The following is a 12,106-nucleotide window of genomic DNA, read 5'->3' as shown; positions in this document are numbered from 1 at the left end:
CGAACGAACGGAAACCGGAATCTCGAGGAGTCGATCATGGACTTTGGCTACACCCCGAAAGTGGAAGAATTGCGCGAACGCGTGCGCGCGTTCATGGACGCGCACATCGTGCCGCGCATTCGTCAGTGGAACGAAGAAGTGCATGCCGGGCAGTATCCCGTGTCGTTCATGGAGGCGCTGAAGGAGCGCGCGAAGGCCGAAGGCCTGTGGAACCTGTTCCTGCCGCACCTGAAGGCCGACGAGCCGGGCACGGCCCTGACGAACCTCGAATACGCGCCGCTCGCCGAGATCATGGGGCGCGTGAGCTGGGCGTCGGAGGTATTCAACTGCAACGCGCCGGACACCGGCAACATGGAATTGCTGCACATGTTCGCGACGCCCGAGCAGCGCGAACAGTGGCTGCTGCCGCTCTTGCGCGGCGAGATCCGTTCGGCGTTCGCGATGACGGAGCCCGACGTCGCATCGTCGGACGCGACCAACATCACGACACGCATCGAGCGCGTGGGCGACGAGTACGTGATCAACGGCCGCAAGTGGTTCATCACGAACGCCGCGCACCCGAACTGCAAGATCTTCATCGTGATGGGCAAGACCGATCCCGAAGCGGAATCGCACCAGCAGCAGAGCATGATCCTCGTGCCGCGCGACACGCCAGGCGTGACGATCGTGCGCAACATCACGGTGGTCAATCACTACGCGCCCGAAGGGCACTGCGAGATCACGTTCGACAACGTGCGCGTGCCGGCGCGCAACCTGCTCGGCGAGGAAGGCAGCGGCTTCGCGCTCGCGCAGGCGCGCCTCGGGCCGGGCCGCATCCACCACTGCATGCGTTCGATCGGCGCGGCCGAGCTCGCGCTGGAACTGATGATCGACCGCGCGCAGTCGCGCGAGGCGTTCGGCAAGCCGCTGAACCGGCACGGCACGATCGGCGAATGGATCGCGCGTTCGCGCATCGAGATCGACCAGGCGCGCCTCCTGGTGCTGAAGGCCGCGTGGATGATCGACAAGGTCGGCGCGAAGGCGGCGCGCAAGGAAATCTCGATGATCAAGGCGCTCGTGCCGACCGTGTACACGAACGTGTGCGACCGCGCGATGCAGGTGTTCGGCGCGGCGGGCCTGAGCCCCGACACGCCGCTCGCCGACCTGTGGACCTGGGGCCGCGCGCTGCGCTTCGCCGACGGTCCGGACGAGGTGCACCTGCAGGCGATCGCGCGCATGGAGATCAAGGACGCCGTGCGCGGCTCGACCGAACCGTACCTGACGCGGCCGCCGCGCGGCTGAGCGGCGCACCGCGCGAGCCAGCGACGTGGGCGAACGGGAGACGCACGCCGTATTAAGATGCCGGCAAGGAGATCCGGCGATGCGCCTTTCGAAGATTGATCTGAACCTGTTCGTCGTATTCGAGGCGATCTACAACAAGCGCAACCTGACGCGCGCGGCCGAGGTGCTGAACCTCACGCAGCCGGCCGTCAGCAACGCGCTGGCGCGGCTGCGCAAGACGCTGAACGATCCGCTGTTCGTCAGCACGCCGGCCGGGATGATGCCGACGCCGCTGGCCGAGAACATCGTCGGCCGCGTGCGCGAGGCGCTGCAGCTGCTCGATTCGAGCGCGCACGAAGGCGACGTGTTCGACCCCGCTTCGTCCGAGCGCGTGTTCCGGTTGAGCATGAGCGACCTGACCGAAGCGCTGCTGCTGCCCGCGCTCGGCGAACTGCTGCAGACGCATGCGCCCGGCATGCACGTGCGCAGCTACACGATGGACCGCCGCGAAGTGGCGACCGCGCTCGCGAACGGTTCGGTCGACATCGCGATCGACGCGCCGCTGATCGGCGACCCGCACCTGCACCAGGCGCTGCTCGTGCGCGACCGCTACGCGTGCATGATCCGCGACGACCACCCGTTCAAGGGCGACACGCTGACCCTGGACGACTACCTGTCGATGGGGCACATCCACGTGTCGAGCCGCCGCAAGGGCAGCGGGCACGTCGATGCCGAACTGACGCGGCTCGGGCTGCGCCGCAACATCCAGATGCGCGTGCAGCACTACATGGTCGCGCCGCTGATCGCGATGCGCGGCGACCTCGCGCTGACGGCGCCGCTTCGGTTGCTGCAGCGCTATCCGGCGCGGATTCTCGAACTGCCGTTCGAGATGCCGGGGCTCGAATATTTCTGCTACTGGCATCGCAGCGCCGATCAGGATCAGGGCAGCCAGTGGCTGCGAGAGCAGCTGATGACGCTGATGGGCGGGATCGGCGAGTCGCCGTGATGTGACGACGCGTGCGCGCCGTGCGCCGGCCCGCGCCGGCTTCGCTCAAAACGAATCGTCGTCGAAGCGCGACGATACCGGCCGGCGTTTCATGTCCTTCAACCAGTCCCTGACGTAGTCCGGATCCTCGAACTCGCGCAGCGCGATGGTCAGGTCCTGGTTGCCGCGCTGCATGCCGGCGATGTCGCGCGCGAGCATGCGGATCACGGTATCGGGCGCGATCTTGACGGACGACGCGATGCCGTAAGTACGCCGGAAATCGTTCTCGACGTGCCGGATCTCCTGATCGAGCTCGCGCAGCTGTTCCTCCAGGATGCCGTTGTAGCGCGTGAGCCGTGCTTCGCTCAGGCCGTCGATCGCGCGTCGGTCAATCTGTTCGATCTCCAGCTGCAGTTCCAGCAGTTGCAGCAGATTGCCTTTCGCATACGCGTGGTTGACCCGCTGCATCAGCACGGTCTTGCGCTGCTGTTCCTGCGGATCGGTTTCGCGATCGGGATGCAGCGCGCTGGCCAGCTTGCGAAAGATCTCTCGGATCGACTTGCTCGATTCGGCCTGCTCGGCCTCGCGCTTCGCCTGCGCGGCCGACTGCTTCGGCGCTTTCTTGCGCTTCGCGCGCTGGGCCTCGCGGGCCGCGTGAGCGGCCATGTCTCGCTCGAACTGGGCGTCGAGTTCGGCCTGCATGCGCTCGGCGAGCTCGTCGGGTGACAGCATGTCGAGATCGTCGGCCGGTTCCGCGGCGGGCATCGGCTTCGGCTCCCGCTTCATCGGCTCGGGGTCGGCCGCGGCGCTGCCGGCGTCGTCGGATGCGCGATGGCGGTTGTAAATGACCTTCAGCGCCGCGTCGTCGCTGACGTTCAGCAAGTCGCGCGCCATGTCGGCGATCAGGTCGGACAGCATGCGCTGCTCGGCCTTGCTCAGTCCCTTCTGCAGGAACGCGTCGTCGAGCAGATGCATCAGCCTGATCCGCAGCGCCGTCGCTTCCTGTTCGAGCGGCAACAGCCCGTCGACGAATTTCTTCTGGAAGGCCGGCGTGACGGCTTCCCATGCGCCCAGACGCTCGCGCCGCTTTTCGATGTGCTTGACGAGCGTATTGAAGGTTTGCTGGGCTTTGGACAGGCTGGCTGTCTCGTGACCGGGCGCGATGGCGACCGCGGCACCGCGACGTGCGGTCATGATGAAGGTCCTCCGGCCGCGGCGGGAGGCGCGGCAGGCCGGTATTTTAGCCGGCATCGCCGGGTCCGGTGGCGAGACGGTCGGCGCGGGCAGCCGCGCTCGCCGCGCATCGCTACACGGTTACTCAGAACAATTGCCCCTGCCCGGAAATCACGCGTTCGAAATCGTCGCGCAGGAACGGCAGGATCGCATCGGCGACCGGCTGCAGCTGGCGGCTCACGTAGAACGCGTAGTCGATCGGCGAGCGCATCGTTTCGAGCGGTTCGGGGCCGGCCGTCGTCATCACGTAGCTGATCCAGCCGCCGCGCTGATACTGCAGCGGCCTGCCGCGCGCCTGGTTGAATTCGTCGGCGATCCGCGCGGCGCGCACGTGCGGCGGCACGTTGCGCTGATATTCGCTCAACGGCCGGCGCACGCGCTTGCGATAGATCAGTTGCGCATCGTATTCGCCGGCGAGCGTGCGCCGCACGTAGTCGCGAATGAAATCCTGGTACGGCTCGCGCTTGAACACCCGCCGGTAGAGTTCGCGCTGGAATGCCTGCGCGAGCGGCGTCCAGTCGGTGCGCACCGTTTCGAGCCCCTTGAACACGAGGTCCTCGCCGCCGTCCGCCGCGCGCGCGAGGCCCGCATAGCGCTTCTTGCTGCCTTCTTCCGCGCCGCGCACGGTCGGCATCAGGAAGCGCCGGTAATGCCGCTCGTACTGCAGTTCGAGCGCGCTTTCGAGCCCGAAGCGATCGCGCAGGTGCGCCTGCCACCAGCGGTTCACGTGCTCGACGAGCGCGCGGCCCTTCGCGCCGGCCGCGTCGTCGTCGTGCTCGCGTCCGAGCCACACGAAGGTCGAATCGGTATCGCCGTAGATGACTTCGTAACCCTGCGCCTCGATCAGCTCGCGCGTGCGGTGCATGATCTCGTGGCCGCGCATCGTGATCGACGACGCGAGGCGCGGATCGAAGAACCGGCAGCCCGTCGAGCCGAGCACGCCGTAGAACGAATTCATGATGATCTTCAGCGCCTGCGACAACGGCGCGTTGCGCTGGCGTTTCGCTTCGTCGCGGCCTTCCGACACGCGCCGCACGATGTCGGGCAGGCAATGCGCGGTGCGCGAGAAGCGCGCGCCGAGAAAGCCGGGCACCGACGTGTCGTCGCCCGGATGCGCGAGCCCTTCGATCAGCCCGGCCGGATCGATCAGGAACGTGCGGATGATCGACGGATAAAGGCTCTTGTAGTCGAACACGAGCACCGAGTCGTACAGGCCGGGTCGCGAATCCATCACGAAGCCGCCGGGGCTGTTCTGGCCGGTTACGTCGCCGAGGTTCGGCGCGACGTAGCCGAGCCGGTGCATGCGCGGCAGGTACAGGTGCGTGAACGCGGCGACCGAGCCGCCGGTGCGATCGGCCGCGAGGCCCGTGACGGTCGCGCGTTCGAGCGCGAAGGACAGCAGGTCGGCCTTGTCGAAGATGCGCGTGACGAGTTCGCAGTCCTTCAGGTTGTAGTGCGCGAGCGCGGGCTTGTCGTGGTCGAAGCGGCGCTGGATCTCGTCCATCCGCTGATACGGATTGTCGATCGACTTGCCTTCGCCGAGCAGCGACTGCGATACGTATTCGAGGCTGAACGACGGGAACGTCCACGTCGCCGATTTCAGCATGTCGATGCCGTCGAGGATCAGGCGGCCGGCCGCGCCCGCGAAGAAATGGTCGGGCTGCTGCCCGTGCGCGCGCCACTCGAGCACGCTGCCGCCGCGCCCGAGCTTCAGCGGCACGCCGTATTGCTCCGCGTGCGCATGCAGGATGCGCAGGTCGAACTGCACGAGGTTCCAGCCGATCACCGCATCGGGATCGTGTTCGTCGAACCAGTCGTTGAGCCGCGCGAGCATGTCGGGCCGGCTGTCGCAGTAGTCGAGCTTGAAGTCCGCGGCGCGCGCGTCGCCGTTCGGCGGGCCGAGCATGTAGACCTGCCGCTGCCCGCAGCCTTCGAGCGCGATCGAATACAGCTCGCCGTGGACGCTCGTCTCGATGTCGAGCGATACGCAGCGCAGCGCGGGACGATAGCCGGTCGCGGGCTTCAGTTCGCCGTCGGTCAGCGTGCCGTCGCGGCCGGCCGTGCCGCGAAACTGCACGGGCGCTGTGATGAAGCGCTCCATCGTATAGCGGTCGGGCGGCTGCACGTCGGCTTCGTAGACGTCGACGCCGGCCGCGGCGAGGCGTTTCTGGAGTCCGGACAAATGGCGGTAGCGGCGGCAGTAGAGGCCGGCCACCGCGCGCTGGCGGAAGTCGCGCAGCGCGAGCGGGCGCAGTTCGGCATCGCGCTCGCCGGCCAGCGTGCGTTCGGCGAGCGCCTGTTGCTCGGCCGGCACGAACGCGACGGCTTCCTGCGGGCGCAGCCGCACGCGGCGCGGACCGTGTTCGGTTGCCAGCCAGAACTCGATCTCGATGCCGGACGCGGTGTCCCGCCAGTGGCGGGTGAGGATGAAACCCTGCTCGAACGCAGTCAAAACACTTGCTCGTCGTGGATGCCCAGGCGGCGGATTTTAGCGCTTCTCGCGCGGTTCCCGCCGAAGCGGCGCCACTGGCATCGGGTGGCAGGACGCGGCGCCGGATCCGCCACGTGGTGCGCGTTGCATCGGCCGCGTGAAGCAATCGGCGTCGCGCGCAGGCCGGATGACGTTCGTGCGGCACGCATTCGTCTGTCGAGTGCGCGAGCGCGTCGGCCGGCAGTTGCGGCAGCGTTGCCGCAGCGCAGGCCCTAGGCCGGCATCGGCGCGAATTCCCGTTTCAGGTCTTCCGGTCGCTGCGGTCGCTGGTACAGATAGCCCTGCGCATACTGAATCCCGACCGCATGCAACGCGCGATGCTGCTCTTCCGTCTCCACGCCCTCCGCAATGATCTTCAGGCCGTAGTGGTGCGCGACGGCGGCGATCCCTTCGATCAGTTTCGCGTTGCCCGTCGTCAGCCGGGAGATGAACTGTCGATCGATCTTCACGTAGTCGAACGGAAAGCGCGACAGCATGTCGAGGTTGCTGTGATGCGTGCCGAAGTCGTCGATCGCGAACTTCGCGCCTTTCGCGCGCAGCGTGGCGAACATCTCGGTGGTGCGCGGATTCTTCTCGAGCAGGATGCGCTCGGTGACTTCGAGCACCAGCGTGCAGCCCGGCGGAAGCCGGCGGATCGCGTCTTCGACGACGGACACGAAGCGCGCGCGTTCGAGATCCTTCGGCGCGACGTTGATCGCGACATGCAGCGGCATCGACGGCGCGAGCGCGGACAGTTCCGAGATGGCCGTGCGCAGCACGAATTCGGTCACCTTCGGCAGGATCGTGCTCGATTCCACCTGCGGGACGAACACCGCCGGACTGATGGGCCCCCATTTCGGATGCTGCCAGCGCAGCAGCGCCTCGACGCCGACGGTCCTGCGCGTTTCGACATCGACGATAGTCTGATAGACGACATGAAACTCGTTGCGCTTCAGCGCATTGCGAACGGCCTTCAGCAACAGCCGGCGCGGCGCCATCGCGAGCAGGTACGCGGCCGCGACGAGGCCGTTGACCAGCAGCGCGATCGTCACGCAGATCAGTCCGTAGCGCCGCTGCACCTGCGAAACGTAGGGTTCCGACGAGGTGACGGAGACCGTGAACGGCCAGGCGCTCGACGCGATCGTGCTGCCGGTGGGCGGCGCCGCGCCGAACGGCGGCACGAACGCGCCATGCTGATCGATGCTTCCGGCGCCTTCGATCGACAGCGTGGCCGTTTCCGCCCCGAAGCGGGTGCCGTGCGCGAGCATGTCCGCCAGATAGTCGCCTTCGACCACATAGAGGACGCCGGATTCGGGCGCGGTCGCACGAAACGCCGTCAGCACCGGAACGCGATGCTGAAACGGCGTTTGCCGAAGCAGCGTGATGGCCGTCATCCCCGGCTCGGGCGCGTGAATGTATGCGGCGAGCGGGACGTCGATCGCGCCCAGTGCCGACGAGCATGTGACGCGACCGTCGTTCGCCAGCCCGACGGCCCGAAGATAGCGCAGGTGAGTGCCTACTTCGGCGAGCGTCCTGAAGATCGTCATGCAGGGTCGCCCGACCAGCGCGTCCAGCTCGGCCGGGTGACGCGAGCGAATTCCGTCGAGAACGCGGTCGACCGATATCACGATGTCGTTCGCGACGACGCGTTCGTGCTGCGCGATCGCGTCGCGTGCCAGGCGCCCGGCAACGACGAGCGCGACCACGAACACGAGGATGCAGACGATCAGGGCAAACGGGAAAACGACGTGCGGCCACGCGCCGCTGCGCTGGAATGCGGGCTTCGGGGGCAGTGCGGGCGCGGCAGGTCCTCGGGTCGTACTTGTTGTTGTACGCATGAGAATGCAGATCGAACCGGTCGATGGTTAGACGCGATGCGTTCGCCGTGCCCGGCCGGGGCACCGCGGCTCGCGCCGATATCGGGACGCAAAGCGATTCTACGCTCGCGAAACGCACGAAGCGGCATCGCGGCGGGGCGCTGGATTCGAGGCGCTTCTCCGTAACATACCCCGACCACGCATGTATATCGGTATCGCACACGAAAAAAAACCGGCCGCATCGGTGAGCGGCCGGGACAGAAGACACCTTCTCTTGGCACGAGGATGGTGCGCGGCAAGTATAAGGCGTGCAGCCCTCGATTACGAAATATTGATATTCAAAAATCGCGTAATTTCTTAATTGGTGCTTGCGGGGAAATATTTGCATCGCGCGTCATCTCCGGCGATCCAGGCATCGGCGCGCCTTGAACGAGGTCCAGCCCGCGTGCTGCGGGCTGTTCCAGCGCGTGCATCGGCGACAGCAGCGCTTCAGAAATCGTCGCGCATCTTGTGGAGCAGGTCGCGGGGAGATTGATGCGTGTCCACGGCGGTGAGGACGTCGGTCAGGAACCACGGCAGGTTCAGCTGCGTGTCGGAGTCGCCGACGCACACGCGAATCGGCGGCGCTTTTGATGCGGCGCGGGAGCCGGGCGCCGTGCCGCCGGACGTGGAGGACGGTACGCAGTTTTTCGCTTGCTGCGGGACCGGCGACGCGGCGCTGCCGGCGAGTGCCGGCAAGCTGGCGGCGGCGAGCAGGATCAGGAGGGCGAACGGGGTGGCGCGTTTCATGTGAATCTCCGGCGATGCACGTTCGACACCGTCGGCGAATCCTAGTTCGGCGTCGTCGGGGGGGATTGGCTTTCAGCGTTCCGGCCCCGTGCGCGACGACATGTGCATGCCGAAGCGACCGCGCGGCTGCCGCGCCGGTTCGAGCTCGCCCGCACCGGATCGATCGTTCAAACGTCAAGAATCGTTTGGATCTCCGGCAGACGCTTGCGGTGCGGAATGCGCTCATTTATCGTGCCGCCACGACGGCGCCGATACAGGGCGTCGAGCCAGTTCGCAAAGGAGCATTCGTCATTACCGCATTCAATCGTCGCACGCATGTTCGTGCCTTTCTCGTCGCATCGGTCGCGTATCTCAACCTGGCTCATCCCGCGTCGGCGGCCTACACGGAATCCTGGATGAGCGATCACGACGTCAACGCGTACGCGCAGCAGGTCAAGCATCCGCCCGTGGCGGCGAGCAGCGCGGCGGCCGTGAAGCCGGGGCGGCAAACCGTTCGTTCGCAATCACAGTCGCAGTCGCAGTCGCAGTCGAAGGCGCCGGTCGCGGCGCATGCCGGCGCGAAACCTGCGCCGAAAGCACACGCGGCCCCCGCGAAGACCGGCAAGGTTCAACATGCGGCCGGCGCCGAGCCGAAGGCGCATGTCGCCGCGAAGCCGAAGGCCGCGCCGGCACACATGAGCACAGCCGCCCGGCATTGACGCGGCGCGCACACCGGCGTGCGTCGTTCATCGATGCACGCGGCGATAACCGTAGCATTCGACGATCGGGGAGAACTTCATGTCGCTGATGGATCGCCTGTTGTCACGCGGCGTGCAGACTCCCGCGTCGAGAAGGCGCGTGATCGTGCGGGTCTGGCTCGACGAGCAGGGGCGCGTCCGCGATCTCAAGGTCCGGCGCAGCTGCGGCGACCCCGCGCTCGACACGAAAGCGCTGCACGCGATCGCCGTGATGCGCTTCCCCGGCGGTCACCTCGGCTCCGGCGGGAAATCGGCCAAGCGCTGGCACGATCTCGATTACCCGGTGGACTGACGGCGCGTCACGGATACCCGTAACGGCGCTTCAATTCCGCGTACCGCGTAGTCGTAGAAGTGACTGCCCGCGGCGATCTTCGCGCCGTCGCACGCCGCGTGGAATTCCATCTCGCGCTCGTTGTACAAGCATCATCTTCACGATGATGCCGCGAGCCATTGCGATACACGTCCCATCGCAGTTTCGCGGCCATCGCCGACATCCGGTCGCCGGGCAGGATCGGTCGAGCCGGGAAGTGTTGCAGGCCGCCTTGACGGCGGAATGTCGGAATTCGGTCGGGCAATCGTCGGCATCGCGCCGGATCGCGACCGACCGGCGCGAGCCGGCCCGTATGCGGTGCTCGGCTCAGTGCACGCCTGCCGATGCGATCGAGCGCATCGTGTCGGTGATGCGCACGCAACGCGACAGGCCGAACGTCTCGGCTTCGCGGCGTTCCGGTTCGCTGCTCGCGACGGCCACCGCGCGCTCGGGCGGCACGCCCAGCGCTTGCAGCGCGACGTCGAACGGATGCTGATTTGCTACGGAGTCCTGCTGATTGGCGTCGGTCACGACGACCGAGAAGCGGTCGAGGTTCGCGCGGCCGAACTGGCCTTCGAACATGTCGCTGAGCCGGGCGGCCGGCAGCGTCGTGACGAGACCGAGTCGATATCCTTGCTCCGACGCGCTGTCGAGCCACTGGATGATCGCATCGCGCTGGTTGCGCGATTCGTGCGAATCCGGTGTCGCTTCGATCTGCGCGAATGCGGCGTCGAGACGGGTGACGATGGCTTCGATGACCACGGTGATTCCTCTCCTGAGACGTGACGGTCCGTTCGCGGACGGGAATGCCCGACACCTTAGCGTCGATCCGGAAATTGCAACCAATTAATATTTATAGCCGACTCATAGGGTTTGACTGATGAATCGGGCGGCGAGCCAGTACCGGCGCGGGATGCACGCGATCCATACGTTCGGGACGAATGGCATCGTATCGATGGCGTTCGATGTGACGCACCCGACGCGTGCGCGATATGAATGCACCGGATGTGTGCACATGAAAAAACGGCGTATCGGGCGAGGTGCGCCCGATACGCCGTCTTGCGATGCCGCGTGGCCGTCGACGCTCAGTGCAGCTTGATCGACGGCTGGTTGCGGCTTTGCAGCCAGTGGCTCAGCGACTGGAACAGCGCGCGCTTCAGTCCGTACACGCTGAACAGGTGCTTGCGGTACAGGAACTTGTACAGCCCGATCGCGGCGAGCCCGTCGACGATCAGCGAGCGCGAACGCACGCCGAGGTCGGCCTGATAGACGGCACCGGCCTGGCCGAGCGACACGACGGTGCCCGCGTCGCGGAACGTGAAGCCCGCCACCGGCTTGCCGGCGAGGCGCCGCGCGAGCGCTTCGCCCAGGTACACGGCCTGCTGGTGCGCGACCTGCGCGCGCGGCGGCAGGAAGCCGCCCGCGTCGGCCGACGGGCACGCGGCGCAGTCGCCGAACGCGTACACGTGCGGATCGTCGGGCGTCTGCAGCGTCTCGGTCACGATCACCTGGTTCGACCGGTTGAGCGCGATGTCGCCGAGTTCCCGCAGCATCGCGGGGCCCGCGACGCCGGCCGCCCAGATCGTGATGTCGCTCGCGAGCCGCTCGCCGGCCGCGGTCGTGACCGCGTCCGCGCCGACCTCCGCGACGCGCGTGTCCGTCAGCACGTCGACGTTCAGCGTGCGCAGTTGCGCGTGCATCTTGGCCGACAGCCTTGCGTCGAGCGCCGGCAGGATGCGCGGGCCGCCTTCGATCAGCCGGATGTGCACGTCGCGTGCGGACACCAGCGCCTTGAAGCGATACGTGGTCAACTGCTGGATCGCATGGCGCAGCGCCGCGGCCAGTTCGACGCCCGTCGCGCCCGCGCCGATCACGTTGATGCAGATCGGCGCGGCGCGCCGCGCCGGCTGCTGCTCGGCCAGGTGGTTCGCCTTCGTGCACGCGGCGAGGAACTTGCGGCGGAAGTCCTCGGCCTGGTCGAGGTTTTCGAGCGGCAACGCGTGGCGCGCGGCGCCCGGCACGTTGAAGAAATTCGTCACGCTGCCGACGGCCAGCACCAGATCGTCGTAGCCGAGCTCGCGCTGCGGCAGGATCTCCGTGCCGTCCGCGTCCTGCACCGCGGCGATCGTCGCCGTGCGTGCCGCGCGGTCGACCCGCTGCAGCGCGCCCTGCACGAAGCGGAAGCCGTGGCGCTTCGCCTGCGCCGCGTATTCGATCGTGTGCGAGGCCGGATCGCGATGGCCGGACGCGGCTTCGTGCAGCAGCGGCTTCCAGAAGTGCGTCGGATAGCGGTCGACGAGCACGACGTCGGCTTGCCCGCGGCGGCCGACCGTGTCGCCGAGGCGCGTGGCGAGCTGCAGGCCGCCGGCGCCGCCGCCGACGATCACGATGCGCGGCACGCGCGGTGCGCGATCCGTTGCAAGGGTAGGCGTGATGGTGTCCATATTGTGGCTCCCGCTGATGACGATTCGGATGACATTGCTCAAGAACCGACGATATAGTTTT

11 protein-coding genes and 1 pseudogene are annotated in these 12,106 nt (G+C 67.0%); 4 read left to right on the top strand and 8 right to left on the bottom strand.

Annotated features, from left to right (window positions below; all coding sequences use genetic code 11):
* Window positions 1-36 precede the first annotated feature (36 nt).
* A complete protein-coding gene (locus tag U4Z64_RS21460; RefSeq protein WP_044848815.1) occupies window positions 37-1,281 on the top strand; it encodes an acyl-CoA dehydrogenase family protein in 1,245 nt (414 codons plus the stop codon).
* Window positions 1,282-1,360: 79 nt separating this feature from the next.
* Entirely contained in the window at window positions 1,361-2,266 is a 906-nt protein-coding gene (locus U4Z64_RS21455) for a LysR family transcriptional regulator (RefSeq protein ID WP_044848816.1), read from the top strand.
* Window positions 2,267-2,311: 45 nt separating this feature from the next.
* Here U4Z64_RS21455 and U4Z64_RS21450 read toward each other — a convergent pair whose 3' ends face one another.
* From U4Z64_RS21450 to U4Z64_RS21430, 5 genes are all read right to left on the bottom strand, one after another.
* A complete protein-coding gene (locus U4Z64_RS21450; protein WP_321821014.1) occupies window positions 2,312-3,439 on the bottom strand; it encodes a molecular chaperone DnaJ in 1,128 nt (375 codons plus the stop codon).
* Between the two features lie 124 nt (window positions 3,440-3,563).
* Window positions 3,564-5,930: a DNA polymerase II gene (locus U4Z64_RS21445; protein ID WP_321821013.1), complete on the bottom strand. Its 2,367-nt coding sequence runs from the start codon at window positions 5,928-5,930 to the stop codon at window positions 3,564-3,566.
* Between the two features lie 251 nt (window positions 5,931-6,181).
* Window positions 6,182-7,786 (bottom strand): EAL domain-containing protein, encoded by a 1,605-nt coding sequence (locus U4Z64_RS21440; RefSeq protein WP_321821012.1) that lies wholly within the window; start codon window positions 7,784-7,786, stop codon window positions 6,182-6,184.
* Between the two features lie 468 nt (window positions 7,787-8,254).
* Window positions 8,255-8,554 (bottom strand): hypothetical protein, encoded by a 300-nt coding sequence (locus U4Z64_RS21435; RefSeq protein ID WP_044845478.1) that lies wholly within the window; start codon window positions 8,552-8,554, stop codon window positions 8,255-8,257.
* Between the two features lie 167 nt (window positions 8,555-8,721).
* A complete protein-coding gene (locus U4Z64_RS21430; protein ID WP_124667408.1) occupies window positions 8,722-8,919 on the bottom strand; it encodes a hypothetical protein in 198 nt (65 codons plus the stop codon).
* Window positions 8,920-8,949: 30 nt separating this feature from the next.
* Here U4Z64_RS21430 and U4Z64_RS21425 point away from each other — a divergent pair, with 30 nt between their 5' ends.
* Both U4Z64_RS21425 and U4Z64_RS21420 read left to right on the top strand, forming a co-directional pair.
* A complete protein-coding gene (locus U4Z64_RS21425; protein ID WP_321821011.1) occupies window positions 8,950-9,252 on the top strand; it encodes a transcriptional regulator in 303 nt (100 codons plus the stop codon).
* Between the two features lie 79 nt (window positions 9,253-9,331).
* The gene (locus tag U4Z64_RS21420) at window positions 9,332-9,583 is read left to right on the top strand and encodes an energy transducer TonB (RefSeq protein ID WP_124487111.1); all 252 of its coding nucleotides are present in this window, start codon (window positions 9,332-9,334) and stop codon (window positions 9,581-9,583) included.
* Here U4Z64_RS21420 and U4Z64_RS21415 read toward each other — a convergent pair.
* The 3 genes and pseudogenes from U4Z64_RS21415 to U4Z64_RS21405 form a co-directional block, all read right to left on the bottom strand.
* Window positions 9,568-9,794, bottom strand: a pseudogene (locus tag U4Z64_RS21415) (hypothetical protein); the annotation flags it as partial. The gene U4Z64_RS21420 and the pseudogene U4Z64_RS21415 sit on opposite strands and share 16 nt — an antisense overlap.
* A gap of 134 nt (window positions 9,795-9,928) precedes the next feature.
* Window positions 9,929-10,363, bottom strand: a complete 435-nt coding sequence (locus U4Z64_RS21410; RefSeq protein ID WP_044845476.1) for a hypothetical protein — start codon at window positions 10,361-10,363, stop codon at window positions 9,929-9,931.
* A 323-nt stretch (window positions 10,364-10,686) separates the two neighbouring features.
* Window positions 10,687-12,045 (bottom strand): NAD(P)/FAD-dependent oxidoreductase, encoded by a 1,359-nt coding sequence (locus U4Z64_RS21405; RefSeq protein ID WP_124487109.1) that lies wholly within the window; start codon window positions 12,043-12,045, stop codon window positions 10,687-10,689.
* Window positions 12,046-12,106: the final 61 nt, after the last annotated feature.

It is taken from the genome of Burkholderia sp. BCC1996 (assembly GCF_905339955.1).
Lineage (GTDB): Bacteria > Pseudomonadota > Gammaproteobacteria > Burkholderiales > Burkholderiaceae > Burkholderia.
This window is presented reverse-complemented; position numbering and strand designations above follow the sequence as displayed.